Raw genomic sequence first — 25,475 nt, 5'->3', positions numbered from 1 at the left:
CCAGGACGCCGGGCGGCTGCCCGGTGACACCCAGCCCCTGCCCCGCCGGGGGGCCGTCCCCGGCGGGGCAGGGGCTGGGTGTCACCGGGCAGCCGCCCGGCGTCCTGGAGTGCCTTGCGCAGCAGGAACTCGATCTGCGCGTTCGCCGACCGCAGCTCGTCGGACGCCCACCGTGCCAACGCGTCGTACACCAGCGGATCGAGCCGCAGCAGCACCTGCTTGCGCTGCTGCGGCCGGCGCCGAGGGGCCTCCCCCTCTTCGGGTGAGGTCACTGGTAGAGCGTCCCCGTGTTCAGTACCGGCTGCGGTGCCCGGTCCCCGCACAGCACGACCATCAGGTTGGACACCATCGCCGCCTTCCGTTCCTCGTCCAGTTCCACGATGCCCTGCTCGGCGATCCGGCTGAGTGCCGCCTCGACCATGCCGACCGCGCCGTCCACGATCTCGCGCCGCGCCGCGACCACCGCGCCCGCCTGCTGCCGCTGGAGCATCGCGGAGGCGATCTCCGGAGCGTAGGCGAGATGCGTGAAGCGGGACTCGATGATCCGCACACCGGCGGCCGCCACGCGCGCGTGCAGCTCGACGGCGAGCTTCTCGGTGATCTCCTCGGCGTTGCCGCGCAGCGAAAGGCCGTCCTCCTCGTGGGCGTCATAGGGGTACTCGATGGCTATGTGGCGGACGGCGGCCTCGGTCTGGGTGGCCACGAACTCCAGGAAGTCGTCCACCTCGAAGGAGGCCTGCGCGGTGTCCTGCACCTTCCAGACGACGACCGCGGCCAGTTCGATGGGGTTGCCGTAGGCGTCGTTGACCTTGAGGACGGCGGTCTCGTGGTTGCGGACGCGGGTGGAGATCTTCTCGCGGGAGGTGAAGGGGTTCACCCAGCGCAGTCCGTCCTCGCGGATCGTGCCCCGGTAGCGCCCGAACAGCTGCACCACGCGGGCCTCGCCCGGCGCCACCGTGTTCAGCCCGCACATCGCGAGGAACGCGGCGAGCGCGACGAGGACGCCGCCGGTGATCAGCGCGGCCTTGCCGCCGGACGAGGTCACGGTCGTGGCGGCGGCGATCATTCCGGCGCCGGCCAGCAGCCCGACCAGGCCGGACAGCAGCGCGAGGCCGCCGCCCACGCTGCGGGCCGGGAACTCGCGGACCTGCGGGGCGGGCATCTCGGGTGTGTCGACGGTGGCCGACGGGTCGTGCGTGGAGATGGGGTCGTGCGTGGACATGGGTCCCCGTTTCTTGCGAGCGAGTGAGCCGGTCGGCGCGCTCGCAGCTTCGCTTCGGTCCGGCGTGGGTCTGCGATCCGGCTGGTGTCTGCGGGTCTAGCTCGGATCTATCTAAGTGATATCACTTTACCGTGGGATGGCAACCCTTGACCCCTCTCGTACGTCGGTTCACTTGGAGCGGTGCACCGGTTCCAGGGCGAGGGGTGCTGATTCTCACGCCCTCGCGGGACCGGATCGAGCCCCCTTTGTCACAGAGAGCGGTGTTAGCTTGCTGAGCTGACCTGCCTCAGGGCACAGGTGTGACTACCGAGTAGGAAGCGGAGCGAGCGGACTCATGGGACGAGCGGAAGAGAGACGAGCGCGACAGCGTGGTGGCCGTCGCGCGGCGCCCGGGAACCGCTCGTCGCAGGCGGCGGCTCCCGAGTCGCGCACCGAGTCGGTGTCGTCGGCGGAGGGCACGCCGCCCGCCGCCGTCGGCGGGCGCGCGGCGGCCCGCCGCGGAGCGCCGAAGGGCGGCAAGGGCGCCAAGGGTGAGAAGGGCCGAATACGGCGCCTGTTCACCTGGAAGAAGATGCTCGGCACGTTCCTGGGCTTCATCGTGCTCGTCATCGGCGCCTTCATCATCCTGTACATGACGACGCCGATCCCGGACACGGCGAACGCGAACGCCCAGCTCCAGAGCAACGTCTACAAGTACAGCGACGGCTCGATGCTGACCCGCGACGGCAAGCTCAACCGGGAGAACGTCGACCTCGCGGAAATCAACAAGGCCGTGCAGCACACCTTCGTCGCCGCCGAGAACAAGTCCTTCTACCAGGACGCCGGCGTCGACCTGAAGGGCACCACACGCGGTGTGCTCAACACGCTCATGGGCAAGGGCGCGCAGGGCGGTTCGACGATCACCCAGCAGTACGTCAAGAACTACTACCTGACCCAGGAACAGACGGTCACCCGCAAGCTCAAGGAGCTGGTCATCTCCCTGAAGCTGGACCGGGAGAAGTCCAAGGACTACATCCTGGCCGGCTACATCAACTCCAGCTACTACGGCCGCGGCGCCTACGGCATCCAGGCCGCCGCCCAGGCCTACTACCGAGTCGACGCCGACAAGCTCAGCGTCGCGCAGGGCGCCTACCTCGCCGCGCTGCTCCAGGCCCCCAGCCAGTACGACTGGGCCGCCGCCAGCGAAACCGGCAGGAAGCTGGTCCAGCAGCGCTGGAACTACGTCCTGGACAACATGGTCGAGAAGGACTGGCTCGACAAGACCGAACGCGACGCGATGACCTTCCCCGTCCCCAAGGAGCCCAAGGCGGCTCCGGGACAGGAGGGCCAGGTCGGGTACCTGGTCAATGCGGCCAACGCCGAGCTGGAGAAGCAGCTCGTCGCCCAGGGCGTCGCCGACAACAGGACGGAGGCCGAGGCGATGGTCGGCGCCGGCGGCTGGAACATCACCCTCAACATCGAGAAGAAGAAGCAGAAGGCGCTGGAGGCGTCCGTCAAGGAGCAGCTGACCAGCAAGCTGGACAAGAAGAAGCGCCCGGTCGACGGTGACGTCCAGGCCGGTGCCGTGTCGGTGAACCCGAAGACGGGCGCGGTCGTGGCGATGTACGGCGGCGTGAACTACGTCGAGCACTACACCAACAACGCCACCCGTACCGACTACCAGCCCGCCTCCACCTTCAAGCCGGTGATCCTGGCGGCGGCCCTGGACCAGGGGGCGGTGACGCAGGACGACGAGAAGATCGGCGCGAACACGATCTACGACGGCACCAGCAAGCGCCCGGTCGTCGGCAGCGACATCGGCTTCGCCCCGGAGAACGAGGACGACGTCGACTACGGCGACGTCACCGTCCAGACGGCGATGAACAAGTCCATCAACTCCGTCTTCGCACAGATGGGCGTCGACGTCGGCATGGACAAGGTCCTCAAGACCGCGGGCGACCTCGGCATGGACACCGCGGACCTGAAGGCCGTACCGGCGCAGACCCTCGGCACCATGGGCGCCAGCCCGCTCCAGATGGCCGGTGTCTACGCGACCCTCGACAACCACGGCCGGCAGGTCACCCCGACGCTCATCAAGTCGGCGGAGAACAGCGCCCACGCGGTGACGCCGGCCGACCCGATCGGCGACGAGGTCATCAGCCGCGAGGCCGCCGACACGGTCACCTCGGTGCTCACCGGCGTGGTGGACGACGGTACGGCGCGAAAGTCCGTACTCGAGAACCCCCGGCGCAACGGTCAGAAGGTCGCGGGCAAGACGGGCACCTCCGACGACAACAAGTCGGCCTGGTTCACCGCCTACACGCCCGACCTGGTCACCGCGGTCGGCCTGTTCGGCGAGTCCGCCAAGCCGCCGCACCCCCAGGTCACCCTGACCGGCGCGACCGGCACGGTGCCCGGCAAGGGCCGTATCGCCGGTGGTGGCTTCCCGGCGCGGATCTGGGCGGAGTACACCTTCGGTGTCGCCTCCAAGGTCAGCAAGTTCGAACTGGAGACGGACCAGGGCGCGGCCGTCCAGCCGACCATCACGGCGAGCCCCTCGCCGTCGGCCTCGGAGGAGCCGTCGGAGGAGCCGAGCACGGCGACCCCGTCGACGAAGCCGCCGAAGACGCAGACGCCGTCGCAGGAGCCGACCACCGAGGAGCCCTCGCAGGAGCCGACGACGGGCGAGCCGACGACGGGCGAGCCGACCACCGGGGAACCGACGACGGAACCACCCGAGAATCCACTGGATCCGCAGCTCGGCCAGTAGGGGCGAGACGCTTCAGGGGGCGCCCGGCACATGCCGGGCGCCCCCTCTGCGTCGTCCTGCGCCGCTGACGCGTCCTACGAGCCCCGGTTCAGCTCGAACCAGACCACCTTGCCGGTGCTCAGCCGGGTCGCCCCCCACCGCCGGGCCAGCCGGTTCACCAGGTACAGGCCGCGCCCGCCCTCGTCCGTGGCGCGGGCCTGCCGCAGCCGCGGCAGCTGCGGCACGTCGTCGCCGACCTCGCAGCGCAGCACATCGGTGCGCAGCAGCCGCAGCGACACCGGCCGCGTGGCGTACCGGACCGCGTTGGTGACCACCTCGCTCACCAGCAACTCCACGGAGTCCGTCATGTCCTCCATGCCCCAACGGGCCAGCGCCCGCCGGGCCAGCCGCCGGGCCCGCCCGGGAGCCGCGTCCTCCGGCTCCAGGAACCAGTACGCGACATCACTGGGCGCGATCCCGTCGAAACGGGCGGCGAGCAGCGCGATGTCGTCGTCCCGGTCGCCCGGACCGAGCATGTCGAGCACCTCGTCGCACAGCGCCTCCAGCGGCGGCGGATGATCCGGCCCGGTCAGCTGCGCGGTCGCGGCGAGCTTCTCGCGCAACTGCTCTATGCCGGTCGCCACGTCCCGCAGCCGGGACTCCACCAGACCGTCCGTGTACAGCAGCAGGGTGGCACCCGCGGGCGCGTCCAGCTCCACGGCCTCGAAATCGACGCCGCCGACCCCGATCGGCGCGCCCGGCGGCACCCGCAGCACCTCGGCCCGGCCGCCCAGGTGCAGCAGGATGGGCGGCGGATGGCCCGCGTTGGCAATGGTGATGCGGTGCGACACCGGGTCGTAGACGGCGTAGAGGCAGGTCGCCATGCGGTCGGTGCCCAGGCGCTGCGCCTGCTCGTCGAGGTGATGCAGGACCTCCTGCGGGGGCAGGTCGAGCCCGGCCAGTGTCTGGGCCGTCGTGCGGAGCTGGCCCATGATGGCCGCGCTGGTCATGGAGTGGCCCATGACGTCGCCGACCACCAGCGCGACGCGACTGCCCGGCAGCGGGATCGCGTCGTACCAGTCGCCGCCGACCCGCGCCGTCTCCGCGGCGGGCAGATAGCGGGAGGCCAGCCGCACGCCCGTGGGGCGCGGCAGGGTCTCCGGCAGCATCGTGCGCTGGAGCTCGTCGGCGATGTACGCCTCACGGTCGTACAGCACCGCCTTGTCGATGCCCAGGGCGCTGTGCGTGGCGAGCTGCGCGGCCACCAGCAGGTCGTCCGCCTCGAACGGGATGCGTTCGGGGCGACGAATGAACACCGCCGCGCCGATCACCCGGCGCCGGCCGCGCAGCGGGGCGAGGATCGCCCGCCGGCCGCCCGGGATGTCCAGCCGGCTCTCCGCGCCGAGGAGTTCGGGCAGCGCGGCGGCCGCCGCCGGGGTGTCCGCGAACACCGGACGCACCCCGCGCAGGACCTCCGCGAGCGCCCCGCCCGGCCGTACCTCGCACAGTTCCGCGATCGCCGCCGACAGCTCCAGCAGCTCCGGCGCCTCCGGGGGCGGCATGCCGAGCTGCGCGAACCCGGGCTCCGGCTCACGCTCCTCGGGGATCCGGTCGGTGCGCCGCAGCCGCAGGACGACCCGGTCGGCGGCCGGCCGCTCGTCCCCGACGGGCAGCGGGTCGCGCAGATAGACCAGGATCGCGTCGGAGAAGGTCGGCACGGTGGCCCGGCACAGCCCCATCACGATCTCGTCCAGGTCCAGGCCGCGGGCGATCCGCCGGGTCGCCGCACCCACGAAACGCAGCCGGTCGCCGTCCCGCCGCATGGGCGTGGGCTGCCGGCCGGCCGCGGGCACCTGCCCGGTTCGCCGGTCCCGGGTGTCCTTGGGCCGCTCCGCGCGCGTCTCCGCGCCCGGCTGCGGCGGTATGGTCTCGGGCGCGGGACGCGGCCGGTGGGCGTCCGGCTCTGCGGCCGCCGCGGGCTGTGAGTGCTCGGCGTCGGAAACGGCCGGATCCTTCCCCTGAGGGCGGGGCGCCGGGCCGCCCGGCGTGGTGGTGCCCGGCGTGCCGTCGGTACGGGCCTGGGCGGCGGCGGGCGGTAAGGCGGTGGCGCCCGGCGCGGGCCCCTGGGTACGCAGGAGCGCCCCGCGGGCGTCCGTGGGGTCCACGCCCTGAGGGCGTTCGTAGGAGGTGGGCTGCTCCGTCACGCGTGTCGAATCCGTCCGTCCGGGGCTGCGCGCCGCGCGTGCAGTCGGTCCCGCAGAGAATCCGATACCCGGAATACATGTCCCTGGAACGGAATTCCCGCGTGGTCAGAGGCTGTTCCTGTGCAACCGGTGGACCTGCCGCGTCCCTTGCCGGTACTGCCCTCGTACCCCTCGCTCACGTCCTGCCGCCCCTCGGTGACGTTAGGTCAGACCCGGCGCCCGCTCCCGGAGTTGCGGTTGAAGCGCCCTTGCGGAGGTTGATCCTACGTTTGCCGCCCGGGGGCGCAGCAAGGGTCTCATGTGGACAGGTGCGCGGGCATGCGGTCCCAGTCCTCCGGCAGCAACGGTACGGCCCAGGACGGATCCGGGCGCCAGTTCTCCCAACCGTCGGCGAACGGGGCTCCCCAGGCACGGACCACCTCCACCGCCGACCGGCCGGCCTCCCGGACCCGCTCGGCCACCGACACGTCCATCAGACCGTCCTGCTGAGCCTGCGCGAACTCGTCCTCGTCGCGCCAGCCCCAGGAGCGGTCGGGATATACACACAGGTCGAGGAAGTGGTCCTCGGAGTCGACACCGCCGTCCCAACGGGAGAGCGGCTCCTCGAAGTTGACGTACCAGTTCTTGAACTGCCAGCCCGGCTCCCAGAACAGCCACACCGACCAGGGCTCGCCGGGCCTGGCCAGCTTCAGCACCCCGGTGCCGAACCAGTGGCCCGGCACCACCGTGCGCGGCTTGGTGTAGCGCGTGCGCAGGGGTTCCTGGTGCGGGGGAGTGCCGTCGGCGAGCACGGGCCTGACGCACTGGGTGCCGGAGGCCAGCCACACGGCCAGCAGCTCCTCGTCGTCACGGACGACGGTGACGGGGCGGGCGATGTGGATGCCCGCCCCGCCGTTCTCCCGGTACCGCCACAGGATCTGGTCCCCGGGCCGCCAGAAACCCGCCGCCCCGCCCGTTCCCACGCGCCTCACCGCTCCACCGTCTGCCATGCAGAGATATTAGGTGCCATGGGCATACGACGCTGCGGCGCGCGTCACGGTTCTCACGCCGGGGCGCGAAAGGTTACGGGTGCGTCATCCGCAGGACATCGAGCGCCTCGTCGAGCTGTTGCAGCGTGAGGTCACCGCGCTCCACGTAGCCGCCGTCGAGGACCGTCTCGCGGATCGTCCTGCGATCCGCCAGCGCCTTCTTGGCGACCTTCGCGGCCTCCTCGTACCCGATGTACTTGTTCAGCGGGGTGACGACGGACGGCGACGACTCGGCGTACTCGCGGGCCCGTTCGCGGTCGGCGACGATCCCGTCCACGGTCCGGTCGGCGAGCAGCCGCGACACGTTGGCGAGCAGCCGGATCGACTCCAGCACGTTCTTGGCGATGACCGGCAGCATCACGTTCAGCTCGAAGTTGCCGGCCGCGCCCGCCGTCGCCACGGTCGCGTCGTTGCCGACGACCTGCGCGGCGACCATCAGCACCGCCTCCGGGATCACCGGGTTGACCTTGCCCGGCATGATCGAGGACCCCGGCTGCAGATCGGGCAGCGAGATCTCCGCGAGTCCGGTCCTGGGCCCGGACGCCATCCACCGCAGATCGTTGGCGACCTTCGTCAGCCCTACGGCGATCGTCCGCAGCTGGCCGCTGGTCTCCACGATGCCGTCACGCGCGCCCTGCGCCTCGAAGTGGTCGCGCGCCTCCGTCAGCGGCAGTCCGGTGACCCGGGCGACCTCCTCGATGACGGCCGCGGAGAAGCCCGGCGGCGTGTTGATGCCCGTGCCCACGGCCGTGCCGCCGAGCGGCAGTTCGGCCAGCCGGGGGAGTGACGCCGTCAGCCGCTCGACGCCGTACCGCACCTGCGCGGCGTACCCCCCGAACTCCTGACCCAAAGTCACGGGCGTGGCGTCCATGAGGTGGGTGCGCCCCGACTTCACCACATCGGCGAACTCCGCAGCCTTGCGCTCCAGGGCGGCGGCCAGGTGTTCCAGGGCGGGGATCAGGTCGTGGGTGACGGCGGCGGTGGCGGCGATGTGGATCGACGAGGGGAAGACGTCGTTGGACGACTGCGAGGCGTTCACATGGTCGTTGGGATGGACGTCCCGGCCGAGCCGCTCGGTCGCCAGCGTCGCCACGACCTCGTTGGTGTTCATGTTGGACGAGGTCCCGGAGCCCGTCTGGAACACGTCCACCGGGAACTGCTCGTCCCACTTCCCCCCGGCCACCTCGGCGGCCGCCTCCTGGATCGCCCCGGCGATCTCCTTGTCGAGCACGCCCAGCTCGGCGTTCACCTTCGCGGCGGCACCCTTGATCCGGGCCAGAGCCTCGATGTGCGCGCGCTCGATGCGCTGCCCGGACACGGGGAAGTTCTCCACGGCCCGCTGCGTCTGCGCCCGCCACTTGGCATCCGCCGGTACGCGGACCTCGCCCATGGAGTCATGCTCGATGCGGTATTCGGTCATGACCGGTACAGCGTCCGGGCGGCTCCCCTTGTTCCGGAGGCTGGGCCGATCGAGCCCGTCCGGCCGAGCCCGTCCGGCGTACGAGGACGAGGCCGTTCAGGCCGAAAGGGGGAAGTCCGGGGGCGCAGCCCCCAGGTTCGGGACGGGAAGGGGCGGCGGGGGCGAAGAACGCCCTACGCCAGGCCCGGCCCCCGTACCGGGATCGACGTGAACGTCGGCGCGGGCGCCGGATCCTGGAAGAAGTCGTTGCCCTTGTCGTCCACGACGATGAACGCCGGGAAGTCCTCGACCTCGATCTTCCAGACGGCCTCCATGCCGAGCTCCTCGTACTCGACGACCTCGACCTTCTTGATGCAGTCCTGCGCGAGCCGGGCCGCCGGCCCGCCGATCGAGCCCAGGTAGAAGCCGCCGTGCGCGTCGCACGCCTTGGTGACCTGCGCCGACCGGTTGCCCTTCGCCAGCATCACCTTGGAGCCGCCCGCCGCCTGGAACTGCTCGACGTAGGAGTCCATGCGGCCGGCGGTCGTCGGGCCGAAGGACCCGGACGCGTACCCCTCGGGCGTCTTCGCCGGCCCGGCGTAGTACACCGGGTGGTCCTTGAGGTACTGCGGCATCTCCTCGCCCGCGTCCAGCCGCTCCTTGATCTTGGCGTGCGCGATGTCGCGCGCCACGACGAGCGGCCCGGACAGGGACAGCCGGGTCTTCACGGGGTACTTGGTGAGCTCGGCGAGGATGTCGTCCATCGGCTGGTTGAGGTCGATGCGCACGACGTCCCCGTCGGACTCGAGGTGCTCCTCCGTCGTCTCCGGCAGGAACCGCGCCGGGTCGGTCTCCAGCTGCTCCAGGAAGACGCCCTCGGCGGTGATCTTGGCGACGGCCTGCCGGTCGGCGGAGCACGAGACCGCGATCGCGACCGGGCACGAGGCCCCGTGCCGCGGAAGCCGCACGACGCGCACGTCGTGGCAGAAGTACTTGCCGCCGAACTGCGCGCCGATCCCGATCCTCTGCGTCAGCTCGAAGACCTTCTCCTCCAGCTCCTTGTCCCGGAAGCCGTGCCCGAGCGGCGAGCCCTCGGCGGGGATCTCGTCGAGGTAGTGCGCGGAGGCGTACTTGGCGGTCTTGAGCGCGTACTCGGCGGAGGTGCCGCCGACGACGATCGCGAGGTGGTACGGCGGGCAGGCGGCCGTACCGAGGGAGCGGATCTTCTCCTCCAGGAACTTCATCATGGAGGCCTCGTTGAGGACGGCCTTCGTCTCCTGGTAGAGGAAGGACTTGTTGGCGCTGCCGCCGCCCTTCGCCATGAAGAGGAACTTGTAGGCGCCGCCGTCTGCCGCGTACAGCTCGATCTGGGCCGGCAGGTTGGAGCCGGTGTTCTTCTCCTCCCACATGGTGAGGGGAGCCATCTGCGAGTACCGCAGGTTCAGGTTGAGGTACGCGTCGTAGATGCCGCGTGAGAGGGCCGACTCGTCGCCGCCGTCGGTCAGCACGTTCTGCCCGCGCTTGCCCATGACGATGGCGGTGCCGGTGTCCTGGCACATGGGGAGCACGCCGGCGGCCGCGATGTTCGCGTTCTTCAGCAGGTCCAGGGCGACGAACTTGTCGTTGCCGGACGCCTCGGGGTCGTCGATGATCCGGCGCAGCTGCGCGAGGTGGGCCGGGCGCAGGTAGTGCTGGATGTCGTGGATGGCCTCCTCGGCGAGCTTGCGCAGCGCCTCCGGCTCCACCTTGAGGAAGGTCCGCCCGTCGGCCTCGAAGGTGGAGACACCCTCTGAGGTCACCAGCCGGTAGGGGGTGGTGTCCTCTCCCATGGGGAGCAGATCGGTGTACGCGAACTCAGGCATCTCGCCCATTCCTCACTCGACAGACAACGCGGCCGGCCTCCGTTGGCAAGCGTCCACCAGCGTAGAACGTGCAGCTGACAGCGAGCTTGTGAGGTAAGGCTCAGTTCGGCCCCGATCGGTACCGTTCGGCACCCGAACGAGGGGCTATCGCGATCTATCGTGTTTCGGTACGCTGCTGCCGTGGACCTTCAGAAGCAGACCGAACCGCCTGCCGCGGTGAGCGAGTTGCGCGCCTCGGACGCCGACCGTGACCGCATCGCCGACATCCTGCGCGAGGCTCTCGCCGAGGGTCGGCTCACCGCCGAGGAGCATGCCGAGCGCGTCGAGGGCGTGCTGGCCGCGAAGACGGTCGGCGAGCTGGACGCGTTCATCCGGGACCTGCCCGCCGCGCACCACAGGCACGCCTCGCCGCGCATGCCGGCCCCGAACCGCCCGACGGCCGGCGCGATCCCGGCCGACCCGGACGACAACCTGATAGCGATCTTCAGCGCCTCCGTCCGCAAGGGCCGCTGGCGCGCGGGCCGCCGTATCCACGCGTACGCGGTCTTCGGCAGTGTGGAGATCGACCTGAGCGAGGCGCTCTTCGAGTACCAGCAGGTCGTCATCAAGGCGTTCTCGGTTTTCGGCAACGTCGAGATCCGCGTCCCGGAGAACGTGTCGCTGCGCGGCACCGGCGGCGGCGTCCTCGGCAACTTCGAGGTGGACACGCTCGATTCCTCCGACCCCGACGCCCCCGTCATCTACGTCGACGGCTGGTCCGTCCTCGGCAACATCGAGGCCCGCCCCAAGCGTGGCAAGCTCGTCGCGGACATCCTCGACCGGGTCCACCGCAAGGTCGACCGGAGTATGCGCAAGCACCTGGACCGTTGACGCTCGCGAATCCGGCGGTCGGATCCCGCGGTTGGGGACTCAGTGCATAGGCGCGCGCACAGCGGGTAGGCCTTGCTGCATCGTCTCTCGCTCGCGAAGCCGTCGTCAGGAGTAGACCGTGCTGCAATCGCCGCATTCGTCCCAGGTCGCTGCCGTACCGGCCCAGCGGGTGCCAGCGCGAGACAGGGACCAAGACGCGCCCTGGCACACCGAAGCGGTGTGCCGGCGTGACGAGGCAGGCCTGTTCTTCGCCCCCTCGAAGGAGCCCACCGCGGCCCGGCTCTCCCGCGAGGAGGCGGCCAAGCGGGTCTGCGGCGGCTGTCCGGTCATGGTGGAGTGCCGGGAACACGCCCTGCTCCAGCCGGAGCCCTACGGCGTCTGGGGCGGCCTCACCGCCGCGGAACGCCGGGTGGTCCTGGCCCGCCGTCGCCGCCGTGACGTGGAACTGAAGAAGGCGACCAGGCCGGCGGACCGCATAGCGGCAGCAGGCTAGACCCCGCGGACACACCCACGCCCATGCGAAAGGGCGCCCCCACCGCACCGGGGGCGCCCTTTTCCGCCGCGGGACCGCGGCGCCCCGCTGGGCGCGGCTACTTCGCCCGGTCGAAGTCGATCGCGCTGTACGCCCGCAGCTTGCTGAGCCGGTGCTCGGAGTCGATCCTGCGCACCGTCCCGGACTTCGACCGCATCACGATGGAGTCGGTGACCGCGGTCTCGGACCGGTACCGCACCCCCCGCAGCAGCTCCCCGTCCGTGATGCCGGTGGCTACGAAGAACACGTTCTCCCCGGTCACCAGGTCCTCGGTGGTGAGTACACGGTCGAGGTCGTGCCCGGCGTCGATCGCCCGCTGCCGCTCCTCGTCGTCCTTGGGCCACAGCTTGCCCTGGATGGTGCCACCGAGGCACTTCACGGCGCAGGCCGAGATGATGCCCTCCGGGGTGCCGCCGACGCCGAGGAGAAGGTCGACGCCGGTGCCCTCGCGCAGCGCGAGGATGGACCCGGCGACATCGCCGTCGGTGATGAGCTTGATGCGGGCGCCGGTCTGGCGGATCTCGTCGATGATCCCCGCGTGCCGCGGCCGGTCCAGGATGACGACGGTGACGTCCTCCGGGGTGGCCCGCTTGGCCTTGGCGACCCGGCGGATGTTCACCGACACCGGGGCGTCGATGTCGACGAAGTCGGCGGCGTCGGGGCCGGTGACCAGTTTGTCCATGTAGAACACGGCGGACGGGTCGAACATGGCGCCGCGCTCGGTGGCCGCGAGGACGGCGATCGCGTTCGGCATGCCCTTTGCCGTCAGCGTGGTGCCGTCGATCGGGTCGACGGCGATGTCGACCTCGGGCCCGGTCCCGTCACCGACCCGCTCGCCGTTGAACAGCATCGGCGCCTCGTCCTTCTCACCCTCACCGATGACGACGACGCCGTTCATCGAGACGGTGGAGACGAGGGTCCGCATGGCGCGCACCGCGGCACCGTCGGCGCCGTTCTTGTCGCCGCGTCCCACCCAGCGGCCCGCGGCCATGGCCGCGGCTTCGGTCACCCGGACCAGTTCGAGAGCGAGGTTGCGGTCGGGGGCCTCGGAGGGGACATCGAGTTCGGACGGCAGTTGATGATTCTCGGTCATCGGAGCGCACCTTTCTGATACGGCGACGGCCGGATGAGGGTTCGACCCGACTCTATCGTCAGTCCGACAAAATGAGCAGGGGACCCCACGGATGAGCGCACCCGGCACCTGCGACGATAGGGGGCGTGGCAGGTTCGAAAGGCAAGACTCAGACGGTCCGGGACATGGTGCTCTCCCTGGGCCTGATCATGGTCGCCGGTCTGGTGATGTACTTCTTCATCCCGCACGACGACAGCGCCGCTCCCGATGTGAAGCGGGTCGACTACCGCGTGGAACTCCTCACGGCGCGCCGTGCGGCCTCCTACCCGGTGGCCGCGCCCGAGGGCCTGTCCGCGGACTGGAAGGCGACCTCGGTGCGCTTCGACGGCGCTCAGTTCGACGCCTGGCACCTCGGCTTCCACTCCCCCGACGGGGAGTACGTGGCGGTGGAGCAGTCGACCGAGAAGCGCGCGCGGTTCATCGACGACGCGAGCCAGGGCGCCCGGGCGACGAAGGTGACCGAGGAGATCGACGGCCGCACCTGGACCCGGTACACCGGCGGCCGCTATGACGCCCTGGTCCTGGAGGGCGCCGACGGCGCCACGACGGTCGTCGCGGGTACGGCGTCGTTCGCCCAGCTGGCCGAGATGGCGGGCGCGCTGAAGCTGGCGTGAGCACGCGCAGGCGTCGGCGAGCGCCCCGGACGCTCCGGGCACTCCCGCGTCCACCCGCGCCACCCGTGCGCCCTCCCGAGCATGACGAAGGCACCCGGCGGATCCGCCGGGTGCCTTCGTCATGTCACGTGCGTCGCGTCTCAGACGGTGGTGACGACCTGCTCGTACGCCAGGCGCGGGGAGCGCGGGTAGGAGGCGCCCTCGCCCGGCTTGCCGATGTTGACGACGATCAGCGGGGTGTGGTCGTCGTCCAGGAACTCCTTGCGGATGCCCTCGGCGTCGAAGCCGGTCATCGGGCCCGCGGCGAGACCGGCGGCGCGGATGCCGACGATGAAGTACGCGGCCTGGAGGGCGGCGTTCAGCGTGGCGGAGCTCTCACGGGCCGGGCGCTCGGCGAAGAAGAGGTCCTTGGCCTGCGGGAACGACGGGAGCAGGGTCGGCAGCTCCTCGTGGAACTCGTTGTCCGCGGCGAGGATCGCGACCAGCGGGGCGGAGGCCGTCTTGGCCTGGTTGCCCTCGGCCATGTGCTGCACGAGGCGCTCGCGGGCCTCGGGGGAGCGGACCAGCGTGACGCGCAGCGGCGTCTGGTTGAAGGCGGTCGGGCCGAACTTGACCAGGTCGTAGATCGCCTGGACCTGCTCCTCGGTCACCGGCTCGTCGGTGAAGGTGTTCGCGGTGTGGGCTTCGCGGAACAGGAGGTCCTGGGCGGCGGGGTCAAGTGCGAGAGACATGAGCGATCTTCCTCGGGTGGGCGTCCGGAACCCGAACGCCGGGCCGGTTGACGCGTCCGACACTACGGGACAGAACTTCAACGTTCAACAAAACCCGAAGTGCCGGTGACCGGCCTCACACGTCACAGCCCTGTCGCTCCCCCGTCTCCGCTACTCCTTCTCCGCGGGCCCCTCCTCCTCGGCGAGGGCCGCGTCCAGCCGGGCCCGCGCACCCTCCAGCCAGCGTCGGCAGACCTTCGCCAGCTCCTCCCCGCGCTCCCACAGGGCGAGGGACTCCTCCAGCGTCGTACCCCCGGCCTCCAGGCGGCGTACGACCTCGATCAGCTCGTCGCGCGCCTGCTCGTACCCGAGCGCCTCGTCCGTCTTGCTCGTCATGCACCCAATCCCTGATCGTCTGCTCGAACCGTGAACTCACCCGCGGCGACCCGCGCGCGCAGCACCTCGTCGGCCGCCACCTCGCCCGGATCGCGGACCACATGGCCGTCGGCCTTCTGCAACACCGCGTACCCCCGCTTCAGCGTCGCCGCCGGGGACAGCCCGACCACGCGCGCGTGGGTGTGCGACAGCTCGGAGTCGGCGCGGTCGAGGAGATGCCCGAGCGTGCGCCGGGCGCGGTCGGCCAGCGAGGAGACCTGGTCCGCCCGCTCGTCGATCATCCGGTGTGGATCCCGTATCACCGGCCGGCCGAGCGCGTGACCGAGCCCGCGCTCCTCGCGCTCCACGAACGCCTCCACGCACCGCCGAGCCCGGCCGCGCAGCATCCGCACCCGCTCCAGCTCCTCGCCGACGTCCGGCACGACCCTCTTCGCCGCGTCGGTGGGCGTGGAGGCCCGCACGTCGGCCACATGGTCCAGCAGTGGGTTGTCGGGCTCGTGCCCGATCGCCGACACGAGCGGCGTACGGCAGGCCGCGACCGCCCGCACCAGCTGCTCGTCGGAGAACGGCAGCAGATCCTCCACGCTGCCGCCCCCGCGCGCCACGATGATCACGTCCACGTCCGCCTTGGCGTCCAGCTCCTTCACCGCCTGGACGACCTGCGGTACGGCGTGCACGCCCTGCACCGCGACATTGCGCACCTCGAAGCGGACCGCGGGCCAGCGGTGCCGGGCGTTCTCCAGCACGTCCCGCTCCGCCGCGGAGGCCCGCCCGCACACCAGCCCGATGAGCTGCGGAAGGAAGGGCAGCGGCTGCTTGCGCTCGACGGCGAACAGCCCCTCAGCGGCGAGCGACTTCTTCAGCTGCTCCAGCCGCGCCAGCAGCTCCCCGACGCCCACCGGCCGTATCTCCACGGCCCGCAGCGACAGCTGCCCGCGCGGGGCGTACCACTCCGGCTTGGCGTGCACGACGACGCGCGCGCCCTCCCCGACGACGTCCGCGACCGTGTCGAAGACCTGCCGGAAGCAGGTCACGCCCACGGAGATGTCGTGCGACGGGTCGCGCAGCGTCAGGAACACGACGCCCGCCCCCGGGCGCCGCGACAACTGGGTGATCTGCCCCTCGACCCACACCGCGCCGAGCCGCTCGATCCACCCCCCGATGAGCCGCGAGACCTCCCCGACGGGCAGCGGAGCCTCAGCAGACGTGTTGACAGCCATGCCGCGAGCGTAGTGGCCCCCGCTGACAACCCGGGGCCAACCCGGTGCCACGTACGTGCGCGATCTCTGCGCCCCCGTCCCCGGCCTTACGATGGGACGCATGACTGCTTCCTCTGGCCGCCGTGTCCTGCTCGCCGCCCCCCGGGGCTACTGCGCGGGTGTGGACCGCGCCGTGATCGCCGTCGAGAAAGCCCTGGAGCAGTACGGCGCTCCTGTCTACGTCCGCCACGAGATCGTCCACAACAAGTACGTCGTGCAGACCCTGGAGAAGAAGGGCGCCATCTTCGTCGAACGGACGGAGGAGGTCCCGCCGGGCAACATCGTCATGTTCTCGGCGCACGGCGTCGCCCCGGTCGTCCACCAGGAGGCCGAGCGCGGCAGGCTCGCCACCATCGACGCGACCTGCCCCCTCGTCACCAAGGTCCACAAGGAAGCCGTCCGGTTCGCCGACGAGGACTACGACATCCTCCTCATCGGCCACGAGGGCCACGAGGAGGTCATCGGCACCTCCGGCGAGGCCCCCGACCACATCCAGCTCGTCGACGGGCCCTCGGACGTCGCCAAGGTCGAGGTCCGCGACCCCTCCAAGGTCGTCTGGCTGTCCCAGACCACCCTCTCCGTCGACGAGACGATGGAGACCGTCGACGCCCTCAAGGACAAGTTCCCGCAGCTCATCTCCCCGCCCAGCGACGACATCTGCTACGCCACGCAGAACCGTCAGCTCGCGGTGAAGCAGATGGGCGCCGAGGCGGAACTGGTGATCGTCGTCGGCTCCCGCAACTCCTCGAACTCCAAGCGCCTCGTCGAGGTCGCCAAGCTCGCCGGCGCCCGCGAGGCGTACCTCGTGGACTTCGCGAGCGAGATCGACGAGGCGTGGCTGGAGGGCGTGACGACGGTGGGCGTCACCTCCGGCGCCTCCGTCCCCGAGATCCTCGTCGAAGAGGTCCTCGGCTGGCTCACCGAGCGCGGCTACGGCGATGTGGAGCTGGTGAAGGCGGCCGAGGAGCACATCATCTTCTCGCTGCCCAAGGAGCTCCGCCGCGACCTGCGCGAGGAGGCCGCCGCGCTGGTGGCCGGGCGTGGCGGGAGCGGCCCGGCGCAGACCTCGGCCGAGTGACGGTCCGTCCGCCGTCGTAACGTGGAGCCATGCAGATCTTCGGCGTGGACATCGGTGGATCCGGGATCAAGGGCGCCCCTGTGGACCTGGACAGGGGCGACCTGGCCCAGGAGCGCTTCAAGGTGCTCACCCCGCAACCGGCGACGCCCGACGGCGTGGCCGACAGCGTGCGGCAGGTGGTCGAGAACTTCGGCTGGACGGGCCCGGTCGGCCTGACCTTCCCGGGCGTCGTCACCGGCGGCTCCACGATCCGTACCGCGGCCAACGTCGACAAGGACTGGATCGACACGGACGCGCGGGCCCTGTTCAGCGAGCGGCTGGGCGGGCTGCCGGTCACCGTGGTCAACGACGCCGACGCGGCGGGTGTCGCCGAGGTCGCCTTCGGCGCCGGCCGTGACCGGCGGGGCACCGTCATCCTCCTCACCTTCGGGACCGGCATCGGCAGCGCCGTCTTCGTGGACGGCGTCCTCGTCCCCAACACCGAGCTGGGCCACCTGGAACTGCACGGCCACGACGCGGAGACCCGCGCCTCCAGCAAGGCCAGGGAGGACGGCGACCTGACGTGGGAGCACTGGGCGCGCCGCGTCCAGAAGTACCTCGCCCATGTCGAGATGCTCTTCTCGCCCGAACTGTTCGTCATCGGCGGCGGTGTCAGCCGCAAGTCCGAGAAGTTCCTGCACTTCATCGACGGCATCCAGGCCGAGATCGTCCCGGCGCAGCTGCAGAACAACGCGGGGATCGTGGGCGCGGCCATGCGGGCGGCGAAGGAGAGCCGGTAGCGGTCCTGCCGGGCCCGGCGTCATCGGCGGGCGGTGGCCCGGCGGCGCCGGGCCACCAGGACCACCCGGCGCACCAGCACGGTCAGCGCGGCCAGCAGCGTCCCGCCGTACAGCCAGCCCACCTGGGTGGCCAGGGCGGTGGCCAGCGCCATCAGCCGGGCGCCGGGCCCGTCGCCGTCCTTCGCCAGCGGCAGGACGCCCACGGCGAAGGCGATCGGCACCACGACGGGCGCGGCGGCCAGGTCAGCCCGGCGCACCCACAGCCCGCACAGCACGCACACCGGCAGGAACAGCACGCCGTACACCGTCTGTGCCGTGGGGGAGACGCCCAGCAGCAGTCGTTCGAGCCAGCCGAGCGTCGCCATCACCAGTACGCAGAACAGTCCCGTGCCGAGACCGGTGAGCCGGGGATTGGGCATGCGCCGGCCCACCGCCGCCGGCGGCGGGGCGGACGCGGGGGAGCGGGCCGGTTTCGGGAGCCGGGGACCGGGACGGCGTGGCGGCTCCGCCCGGCCGGCGCGCACCGAACGGTTCCCGGGGCGGGCGTCACCGGCTCCGCCGCGGCCGGTCTGCGGCGGCAGGGGCACGGTGCCGCGTCGCGTCCTGTGTTGCTCCACCCGTCCAACTTAGGTCGGTTTATGTGCCGAATCGGGCGCGGGACACGCCGGAGGGGCGACCGTGGCCATGCGTTCGACAGGTCCGCCGGGGCGGGCGCGGGCACGCCGTAAACTGGTGGATCGGCCGGTCCTCTGGCCCTCTGGCCCTCTCACTACGGGAAGTCGCAACGTGTCGCTCACGATCGGAATCGTCGGTCTGCCGAATGTCGGCAAGTCGACCCTGTTCAACGCCCTGACCAAGAACGACGTGCTGGCGGCCAACTACCCGTTCGCCACGATCGAGCCGAACGTGGGCGTCGTGGGCGTCCCCGACGCCCGGCTCACCAAGCTCGCCGAGATCTTCGGCTCGCAGCGGATCCTCCCCGCGACCGTCGACTTCGTCGACATCGCGGGCATCGTGCGCGGTGCGTCCGAGGGCGAGGGCCTGGGCAACAAGTTCCTGGCCAACATCCGCGAGTCCGACGCGATCTGCCAGGTCATCCGCGCCTTCAAGGACGAGAACGTCGTGCACGTCGACGGCAAGGTCTCGCCGAAGGACGACATCGAGACGATCAACACCGAGCTGATCCTCGCCGACCTCCAGACCGTCGAGAAGGTCCTTCCCCGCCTCCAGCGGGAGTCGCGCATCAAGAAGGACATCGGCCCCAAGGTGAAGGCTGTCGAGGAGGCCAAGGAGATCCTGGAGAAGGGCGACACGCTCTTCTCGCACGGCATCCTCCAGGGCACCGAGCGCGACGAACTCCTCCACGACCTGCACCTCCTCACCACCAAGCCCTTCCTCTACGTCTTCAACGTCGACGAGGACGAACTGGTCGACGAGGACTTCAAGAACGAGCAGCGAGCCCTGGTCGCCCCCGCCGAGGCGATCTTCCTCAACGCCAAGCTGGAGTCGGACCTCGCCGAGCTGGACGAGGAGGACGCCATGGAGCTGCTGGAGTCGGTCGGCGCCGAGGAGCCCGGCCTCGCCACCCTCGCCCGTGTCGGCTTCAACACCCTCGGCCTGCAGACCTACCTCACGGCAGGCCCCAAGGAGTCCCGCGCCTGGACGATCAAGAAGGGTGCCACCGCCCCCGAGGCCGCCGGCGTCATCCACACCGACTTCCAGAAGGGCTTCATCAAGGCGGAGGTCATCTCCTTCGCCGACCTGGTGGAGACCGGCTCGGTGGCCGAGGCCCGAGCCAAGGGCAAGGCCCGCATGGAGGGCAAGGACTATGTGATGCAGGACGGGGACGTGGTGGAGTTTCGGTTCAACGTGTAGCGGGTGACGTAACACCACGTCGCTGATCTGGCAAATATGCAGGCCAGAGAGGGGCCGACCCTTCGGGGTCGGGCCCTTATTTTTTCCCGTGCTGGGATGGTGCTGGGATGGCTGCCCCCTCGTCACCTGTCATCACCCCTGCTCATCCCTACCGTGCTGGGATCGTGCTGGGATGGGATGGGGATGCCCGTGCTGGAATTTGCGCGACCGGGGCGCTGGCCGAGTGTGAAGGTAGTGCGGACGTGGCGCTTTTCCTACTCGTTTGACACAATCGGGGTATGGCTGAGGCGACGTACAGCATCGGGGAAGGTCCGGCGACGCGGGTGAGCTTGTCACTGCCGGAGGGGACCGCGGAGGCGATCCGGGCGCGGGTGGGGAAGCGGGAGTTCTCCGCGTTCATCGCCGAGGCGGTCGAGCGTGAGCTGCGCGGGCAGGTCCTGGACGAGTACTTGGCGGACTACGAGAGCCGCAAGGGGCCGGTCTCCGAGCCGGCTCGTCAGCGGGCGCGACAGGTCTTCGACGAGGTGTTCGCCGAGGAGGCCGAGTGGCCCGCCGCAGGCTGACTCACGAGGGCACGCTGGTCCTCGACAGCGAGGGGCTCTCGAAGCTGCTCGCCGACGACGAGCAGGTGGTGGCTCTGATCGCTGAGGCGCGCTCGCGGGGCATGGAGGTCGTGATCAGTGCACTCGCCATCATCGAAGCCGTCCACGCCCGTACGAACAAGTCCCGCCTGAACTGGGTGCTTTCCGGGCTGCGGGTCGTTCCCGTCGGCGACGAGGAGGCAAGGGCTGCCTCGAAGCTGCTGATGAATGCCGGATTGCACGGACACAAGCACGCGATCGATGCGGCCATCGCCGAGGCCGCGCTGCGACAGCACCGCCCCGTGGTCATGCTGACTTCCGATATTGACGACATGGCCAAGCTGTGCGGCGATCGAGTCCGGCTCGTGGCGGTGTGATTTCCCTTGGTCCGGCTCAGTAGGAGCGGGGTCCGTAGGGGTTCCAGTGGCCGAGGAAGGGCTTGAGGTCGTCGCCGCTGGGTTTCGGCGGCGTGGGTAGTTTCGGCGCTGAGGCCGATTCGGTGAGGTTTTGGAGGTGCGCGTCCGCGAACGCGAGCCACGCCTCGACCTCGGTCCGCTCCTGCCCGGGCGGAAGTGATGTGGCATGGACGCCTACTGCTGCGACGTATTCAGTCAGGCGGCTGGCCTGGTACCAGGTGTCTGCCTGTTCTCCGAGGTGTTTGGCGCGGTAGGCGTGGGCGTAGGCGGCGTGGGCTTCCTGCATGGCGGCTTCCCAGCGCTTTTGCTGTACCTCTCTGGCTTGCTGGTCTGCAAGGCGTTTGCGTTCTGCGGCCTCGCCGCGGAGCCCGACCTCCTGCACGATCTCGGCGAGTTGTTCTTCCAGAGGCCGGTCGGGGAGATCTGCCCATTCGCTTGCACGGTGCGGGCTGCCGCCGCGGAGTATGAAGCGTAGGCGGCTGGAGGGGGTGTAGTCGAAGCGGGGGATACGCATCCATGAGTGCTTCTCGGCGTCGGCGAGTTCCCTGTCTGTGGGGACGTGTTCGCTGCGTTCCTGTTCTTGGAGGACGAGGAATCCGACACTTTCGCCTTGGGCGGTGATGGAGAAGTGCGGTGGTGCTTTGCGGCGCCGATGGGACGGGGGCGCGCCTTGTGTGGTTCCGAGCGATGCCTTGTGGCCCTGGGCTGTGATGGCAGCGATGAGGGTTTGGATGATGCGCAGGGCTCGGCCCTGGAGGGGTTTGGTCAGGCCCATGGGCTGCGGCTGCTTTTGGAGGGCGGCCACGACGGCATGGGGTTTGGTGAGTCTGGCCGGCACAGGGAGCGGGGTGAGTTCCGCGAGGCGCCAGGCAGGGATGTCGACCAGCTTGATCTCGTAGCCGCGGTGGGTGTGGTATCCGTGGAGTTCCTGCGTGTGGGGGATCTTGCCGGACTTGCGGGCGGCGTTGACCCGTGACGCCCAATTCACCGCGTGCGGGCCGGATTCGATGGGCTTGATGAGACAGCCGTCGTTCGCAACGGCCAGTTCATCGAGTAGCTGGTCCGCGTAGTTCGCAAGGGCCTTCGGCACGGCTCGGGGGCGCGGCGGTGCCGGTTCTCGGGCGGGGCGCTCCGGCGGTCGGGTGCTCTGCTCCACGGGGCGGATGCCGCGTTCGATGAGATGCTGCCGCCCCTTCTCGGTGAGGTGGGCGCTCCAATGCCCGCGGCGTTTGGTGACCTTGATGAGCCCTCGGTTCTGCAGGGCTTGTCCGCTGGTCTTGTACGTGCTGTCTGGCCAGACTCCGTCGGGACACCCCTGGCCCACCCAGCCGAGCACGGCCTGCTGCCGCTTGTTGAGGTCCTGTTCCATGTAGCCTCCCGCCGTTCCCTGGGTGCCCTGACCCCGGAGACGATGCCCGCTGCCCTTGCGGGAATTCTGGGCTGTTGAAAGGACTCCTCGTTTGGATGAGAGATATAGAGGGCGTGTTTACGGCGAGAGTCCCGGGCGGTTACGCAGCCTCGTCGCGCATGGCGGACTGAGCCGACTCGCTTTCGACGCCGATGACTTCGACGGTCACGCCGCGAGCGGCGAGGGCCTTCGCGGTCTGGGCCAGGATGATGGCGGAGAACGGGAAGAGGGAGTCCGGCGTGAGCTTGGCTCCGTCCTTCAGAAGGATCGCGAAGACGACGCGGCGCGGGGTGAAGTCCTCGGGGATGCTGCGGGCCGGATCGCTGTTGACGTGTACGGACCGGGCGAACTCCGCGCGTACGGCCGCGTTCTTGAAGAGGAGCTCAACGGAGACGCGCGCCTGGCTGAACAGGTGACTCAGCGGGCTAGAGGAGTGCGCGGGCTTCACGAGGACAAGAGTGTCGTCCTCGGTGAACAGGTCGCAGATCTCGACGGAGTTGCTTGCCCGAAAGGGGTTGTGGACATTCTTCTTGTCCAGGCAGACCCAGCCGCGACGGGCCTGGGCGGCCAGCTTGTTGTAGTCGCCTTCGTCTACGGGACGCATCACGCGCATACCCTTCTTGTTGAGCTTCTCGACGAGCGGCCAGCGGGGGAGATCGACGGAGGGCGCGTCGGGGAACAAGGGAGCCACGGTCTCGTTGACGTTGCGCAGGTAGCCCGCCCCGAGCTCGTACCACTCACCGTCGAGCAGACAGAACGTGCGGGAGCTGAGGGAGAAGGTGGCCTCGATCCACTTCATGGCGGTTTCCTTGGACAGGGCTTCCAGGGAGGCGGTGCGCGGGGCGAGCGCGGTCCGTGCGGAGAGCGTGTCACGAAACAGTTCGACGGTGCCCTGCCGGAGCGCCGTGACGCGGGCGCCTGCCTTGATTGCACGGGCCCGCTCCAGGACGTAGTCGAGACTGAACTCGTCCCGGAGGTGGGGCGGGCAGGACCCGATCTTGATGGTGCAGGCGGTGGACCGGGGCAGGTCGGTGCTCTGGGAGAAGGGGACGGCGGTGATGATCCGGCCGTCTGCGGGACGGCCGAGCGTGGCGTCCAGTTCCGCGTCGAGCGCGTCGATGAGGGAAGGGTCCTTGACCGCGGTGATGTGCTCGACGAAGGCCAGGTCGGGGTGGGGAACGACGTGCTCGCAGATCGCGGCGATGGCGCGGATGTCCTTGATCAGTGTGGCGGGGGTGGTGCCGAGTTTGATACGGAGACCGATGCCGCCCTCCGCGGTCATAGCCCCGTTCCTGGTGCCGCTCCCTGCGGTGAGGTCGACTTCGTCGAGGTAGCCGCCGAGGTGGCGGATGATCCGCCCGTGGTCCCGGAGTCCGAGTGCCGGTACGGAGGCGCCGGCATGGATCAGGGAACTGTCGATGCGCGCCTGGCCGAGGACGCTGGCGGTGAAGTCCCGCACCTGACGCGGGTTGATGGCGCGGATACCGAAGGACAGACCGAAGTGCGCGTCCTTGAGCTGGGCGGGGAGAAGCCGGTAGCCCTGGTCGAAGCCGATCGCGTACACCACGTCGTCGACGGCGAGCACGAGCAGTGCTCCGGTGCGCTGCTCGCTCTGCAGCAGGTCCGATTCGGCGGCGAGCCGGAGGACATCCTTGCCCCAGGCGGCTTCCTCCTTCGCTACGGCGAAGGACACCGCGAGGGCGGGAACTCCCATGTGATCGCTGACGTCGCGCACGACCGCGTCCAGGGTGTCGAGGGCGCCGACGTCGAGGGCTTCGAGCATCGACTCAGGGGTCGCCTTGACGTGGGTCAGGCGGTACAGGGTGCGCTTCGACGCGGTGCTAGGGGTCTCCTGGGGCGAGGTTGCGGTGCGGTTCGGTAACACGAGCGGCCTTACGCGGTCCGAGAGCGCCCTGACCAGACATGTTTGGGGCGCCCCGGCAGGACTCGAACCTGCGGCCAAGCGCTTAGAAGGCGCCTGCTCCACCCACTGAGCTATGCAGGCTGACCTGCGACAGCGCGGAAGCTTTTGACTATGCCCCGCCAAACCGGGGGTATACGGGACCTGTGGATGCTCGCGCCGGCCCCGCGATCTGGACGTGCATTCTGGGCGGCGGCCAGGCGCCGGAACTGGCCGCTGGCGTCCATGGAGACCGCGAGTGAGCGCGAGCGCTGTGCTGCTCTGCGAGGTTCGGTGCGGTGGCACGAGCCTGATGCGGCGCTCGTAGAAGTTCCGCAGACTTCAGGCGTGTGCGGGCGCTTCCGGGTAGCGTTGGCGATCTTCGGTCTTCTTGTGCTTTGTCGCGCATCCCGTGCTGGGATGGTGCTGGGATGCGCCCTCATTTCCGCAGGTCACAGCCTTGTGGTGGAGTTCCGGTTCAACGCGTGACCAGGTCGTTGCTGTGCGCCAGGTGATTCGTCGGGCGCGCAGGTCAGAAGGGGTCGGCCTCTGAGGGGGGCGACCCCTTCGTCGTCACCGTGCTGGATGGGTGCTGAGTGTTCTGGCGCCAAAGCGGTTGGCGTCAGGTGTCGTAAACGGTGGAGCGATGTCCGACGTGGACGACCCAGACCACCAGCTCTCCGTCGTCGATCGTGTAGACGACGCGGTAGTCGCCGACTCGCAGCCGGCGGCGCTCAGGCTGGGACACCAAAGCGGTGGTGTTGAAACCGAGGGGGTCGCCCTCCAGCTCGGTCAGCTTGGCCAGGATGCGGAGTGCCATGTCGCGAGGGATCTTGCGTAGCTCTGTCTGTGCTTCGGGGCGGAAGACGGTGCGATACTCACTCACTGCGTGCCAGCGTCTCCCCCATGATGTCCTCGATCGGGACGCCGGGTGCCGGGTTGGCCATGCGCTCGTCGATGATCCGGTTGATCTCGCGCTCTTCCCACTCCTGGTACTTGCGCAGCACCTCGATGGACACCACGGCGGCGACTTCCTTGCCTCGGCGTGTGATGACCGTGGGAACGTCGTCGCGGTCCGCGCGCTCCACGACCTCGGCCAGGTGGGCGCGCACGTCGCGGATGGACTCTATGGGCAGCGGCTGCGTCATGAGCCCAAGGGTACCGAGTGTCTCATGTGTACACAATGGGGCGGCAGGTCTGTGGCGGCGCTCTATGGCTCGTGCTCGATGTGCTCCATGAAGCCGCACCGTGCCGATCGGTGCTGCATGAGAACTCCGAAAGTCATGTTTCCGCAGGTGAGAGCGTCTGTGTTGAACGCTATCGCAAGGGGGGCGTGAGCGTATCCGGCGACGAGGGCCTCGCTGACTCGATCGCCCGCGGGGCTGCACGTGAGGCTGGGGGCGAGGTTCGCCTGATCCGCGGAGCTGTGAACGCCCGTCGGGGCCCGTAGCGGCGGTGGGAGGATGCGGGGAGGGCCGGAGA

General features: G+C 69.8%; 24 protein-coding genes and 1 tRNA gene. 9 read left to right on the top strand and 16 right to left on the bottom strand.

Annotated features, from left to right (window positions below; genetic code table 11):
- A partial coding sequence (locus tag P1P75_RS22250; RefSeq protein ID WP_319258006.1) for a hypothetical protein occupies window positions 1–272 on the bottom strand: 272 nt, incomplete at its 3' end.
- Window positions 269–1,204, bottom strand: a complete 936-nt coding sequence (locus P1P75_RS22245; RefSeq protein WP_319258008.1) for an SPFH domain-containing protein — start codon at window positions 1,202–1,204, stop codon at window positions 269–271. The genes P1P75_RS22250 and P1P75_RS22245, both read right to left, overlap by 4 nt.
- A gap of 352 nt (window positions 1,205–1,556) precedes the next feature.
- On the opposite strand from P1P75_RS22245, the gene P1P75_RS22240 reads away from it, so the two are divergent.
- Window positions 1,557–3,971: a transglycosylase domain-containing protein gene (locus P1P75_RS22240; protein WP_319258004.1), complete on the top strand. Its 2,415-nt coding sequence runs from the start codon at window positions 1,557–1,559 to the stop codon at window positions 3,969–3,971.
- A gap of 74 nt (window positions 3,972–4,045) precedes the next feature.
- On the opposite strand, the gene P1P75_RS22235 is transcribed toward P1P75_RS22240, so the two are convergent.
- From P1P75_RS22235 to P1P75_RS22220, 4 genes are all read right to left on the bottom strand, one after another.
- Complete coding sequence (locus P1P75_RS22235; RefSeq protein ID WP_319258002.1) at window positions 4,046–6,154, bottom strand: SpoIIE family protein phosphatase; 2,109 nt, start codon at window positions 6,152–6,154, stop codon at window positions 4,046–4,048.
- Window positions 6,155–6,450: 296 nt separating this feature from the next.
- On the bottom strand, window positions 6,451–7,143 hold the full coding sequence (locus P1P75_RS22230; RefSeq protein ID WP_319258000.1) for a DUF402 domain-containing protein: 693 nt from the start codon (window positions 7,141–7,143) through the stop codon (window positions 6,451–6,453).
- 73 nt (window positions 7,144–7,216) lie between these two features.
- Entirely contained in the window at window positions 7,217–8,602 is a 1,386-nt protein-coding gene (locus tag P1P75_RS22225) for a class II fumarate hydratase (RefSeq protein WP_319257998.1), read from the bottom strand.
- 173 nt (window positions 8,603–8,775) lie between these two features.
- The gene (locus P1P75_RS22220; RefSeq protein ID WP_167534940.1) at window positions 8,776–10,443 is read right to left on the bottom strand and encodes a fumarate hydratase; all 1,668 of its coding nucleotides are present in this window, start codon (window positions 10,441–10,443) and stop codon (window positions 8,776–8,778) included.
- Window positions 10,444–10,623: 180 nt separating this feature from the next.
- Between P1P75_RS22220 and P1P75_RS22215 the strand changes: the two genes are divergently transcribed.
- Both P1P75_RS22215 and P1P75_RS22210 read left to right on the top strand, forming a co-directional pair.
- Window positions 10,624–11,313 (top strand): DUF1707 domain-containing protein, encoded by a 690-nt coding sequence (locus P1P75_RS22215; protein WP_319257995.1) that lies wholly within the window; start codon window positions 10,624–10,626, stop codon window positions 11,311–11,313.
- 118 nt (window positions 11,314–11,431) lie between these two features.
- Window positions 11,432–11,806 carry a WhiB family transcriptional regulator gene (locus P1P75_RS22210; RefSeq protein WP_319257993.1) on the top strand — a complete coding sequence of 125 codons (375 nt, stop codon included), beginning with the start codon at window positions 11,432–11,434 and terminating at the stop codon, window positions 11,804–11,806.
- 97 nt (window positions 11,807–11,903) lie between these two features.
- Here the strand turns inward: P1P75_RS22210 and glpX are convergent, their stop codons facing one another.
- Window positions 11,904–12,938: a class II fructose-bisphosphatase gene (gene glpX / locus P1P75_RS22205; RefSeq protein ID WP_319257991.1), complete on the bottom strand. Its 1,035-nt coding sequence runs from the start codon at window positions 12,936–12,938 to the stop codon at window positions 11,904–11,906.
- 125 nt (window positions 12,939–13,063) lie between these two features.
- Here glpX and P1P75_RS22200 point away from each other — a divergent pair, with 125 nt between their 5' ends.
- Window positions 13,064–13,591, top strand: a complete 528-nt coding sequence (locus P1P75_RS22200) for a DUF4245 domain-containing protein (protein ID WP_319257989.1) — start codon at window positions 13,064–13,066, stop codon at window positions 13,589–13,591.
- 140 nt (window positions 13,592–13,731) lie between these two features.
- Here the strand turns inward: P1P75_RS22200 and P1P75_RS22195 are convergent, their stop codons facing one another.
- The 3 genes from P1P75_RS22195 to xseA all read right to left on the bottom strand — a co-directional run bounded on the left by P1P75_RS22195 (window position 13,732) and on the right by xseA (window position 15,917).
- Window positions 13,732–14,322 carry a malonic semialdehyde reductase gene (locus tag P1P75_RS22195; RefSeq protein WP_319257987.1) on the bottom strand — a complete coding sequence of 197 codons (591 nt, stop codon included), beginning with the start codon at window positions 14,320–14,322 and terminating at the stop codon, window positions 13,732–13,734.
- Between the two features lie 150 nt (window positions 14,323–14,472).
- Window positions 14,473–14,697, bottom strand: a complete 225-nt coding sequence (locus tag P1P75_RS22190) for an exodeoxyribonuclease VII small subunit (protein ID WP_319257985.1) — start codon at window positions 14,695–14,697, stop codon at window positions 14,473–14,475.
- Window positions 14,694–15,917 carry an exodeoxyribonuclease VII large subunit gene (xseA, locus tag P1P75_RS22185; protein ID WP_319257983.1) on the bottom strand — a complete coding sequence of 408 codons (1,224 nt, stop codon included), beginning with the start codon at window positions 15,915–15,917 and terminating at the stop codon, window positions 14,694–14,696. Before xseA ends, P1P75_RS22190 begins: the two co-directional genes overlap by 4 nt.
- 91 nt (window positions 15,918–16,008) lie before the next feature.
- Between xseA and P1P75_RS22180 the strand changes: the two genes are divergently transcribed.
- A complete protein-coding gene (locus tag P1P75_RS22180; RefSeq protein WP_319257981.1) occupies window positions 16,009–17,034 on the top strand; it encodes a 4-hydroxy-3-methylbut-2-enyl diphosphate reductase in 1,026 nt (341 codons plus the stop codon).
- A gap of 29 nt (window positions 17,035–17,063) precedes the next feature.
- Window positions 17,064–17,813 (top strand): polyphosphate--glucose phosphotransferase, encoded by a 750-nt coding sequence (gene ppgK, locus P1P75_RS22175; protein ID WP_319257979.1) that lies wholly within the window; start codon window positions 17,064–17,066, stop codon window positions 17,811–17,813.
- Window positions 17,814–17,833: 20 nt separating this feature from the next.
- Here ppgK and P1P75_RS22170 read toward each other — a convergent pair whose 3' ends face one another.
- Entirely contained in the window at window positions 17,834–18,232 is a 399-nt protein-coding gene (locus tag P1P75_RS22170; RefSeq protein WP_319257977.1) for a DUF6542 domain-containing protein, read from the bottom strand.
- Between the two features lie 367 nt (window positions 18,233–18,599).
- Here P1P75_RS22170 and ychF point away from each other — a divergent pair, with 367 nt between their 5' ends.
- The 3 genes from ychF to P1P75_RS22155 all read left to right on the top strand — a co-directional run bounded on the left by ychF (window position 18,600) and on the right by P1P75_RS22155 (window position 20,646).
- On the top strand, window positions 18,600–19,688 hold the full coding sequence (ychF, locus tag P1P75_RS22165; protein ID WP_086764653.1) for a redox-regulated ATPase YchF: 1,089 nt from the start codon (window positions 18,600–18,602) through the stop codon (window positions 19,686–19,688).
- Between the two features lie 278 nt (window positions 19,689–19,966).
- Window positions 19,967–20,251, top strand: coding sequence for a hypothetical protein (locus P1P75_RS22160; protein ID WP_028438980.1), 285 nt, complete (start codon window positions 19,967–19,969; stop codon window positions 20,249–20,251).
- Window positions 20,233–20,646, top strand: coding sequence for a DNA-binding protein (locus P1P75_RS22155; RefSeq protein ID WP_319257973.1), 414 nt, complete (start codon window positions 20,233–20,235; stop codon window positions 20,644–20,646). Before P1P75_RS22160 ends, P1P75_RS22155 begins: the two co-directional genes overlap by 19 nt.
- Before the next feature lie 16 nt (window positions 20,647–20,662).
- Here P1P75_RS22155 and P1P75_RS22150 read toward each other — a convergent pair whose 3' ends face one another.
- From P1P75_RS22150 to P1P75_RS22130, 5 genes are all read right to left on the bottom strand, one after another.
- On the bottom strand, window positions 20,663–22,054 hold the full coding sequence (locus P1P75_RS22150; protein ID WP_319257971.1) for a hypothetical protein: 1,392 nt from the start codon (window positions 22,052–22,054) through the stop codon (window positions 20,663–20,665).
- A gap of 139 nt (window positions 22,055–22,193) precedes the next feature.
- On the bottom strand, window positions 22,194–23,978 hold the full coding sequence (locus P1P75_RS22145; protein ID WP_319257969.1) for a DUF6119 family protein: 1,785 nt from the start codon (window positions 23,976–23,978) through the stop codon (window positions 22,194–22,196).
- Window positions 23,979–24,021: 43 nt separating this feature from the next.
- Window positions 24,022–24,093 (bottom strand) — tRNA-Arg (locus P1P75_RS22140).
- A gap of 522 nt (window positions 24,094–24,615) precedes the next feature.
- On the bottom strand, window positions 24,616–24,879 hold the full coding sequence (locus P1P75_RS22135) for a type II toxin-antitoxin system RelE/ParE family toxin (protein WP_319257967.1): 264 nt from the start codon (window positions 24,877–24,879) through the stop codon (window positions 24,616–24,618).
- A complete protein-coding gene (locus P1P75_RS22130) occupies window positions 24,872–25,141 on the bottom strand; it encodes a type II toxin-antitoxin system Phd/YefM family antitoxin (protein ID WP_319257965.1) in 270 nt (89 codons plus the stop codon). The genes P1P75_RS22135 and P1P75_RS22130 overlap by 8 nt, the downstream gene beginning before the upstream one ends.
- Between the last annotated feature and the right edge of the window lie 334 nt (window positions 25,142–25,475).

Source organism: Streptomyces sp. ID05-39B (assembly GCF_033794725.1).
Classification (GTDB): domain Bacteria; phylum Actinomycetota; class Actinomycetes; order Streptomycetales; family Streptomycetaceae; genus Streptomyces; species Streptomyces bobili.
This window is presented reverse-complemented; position numbering and strand designations above follow the sequence as displayed.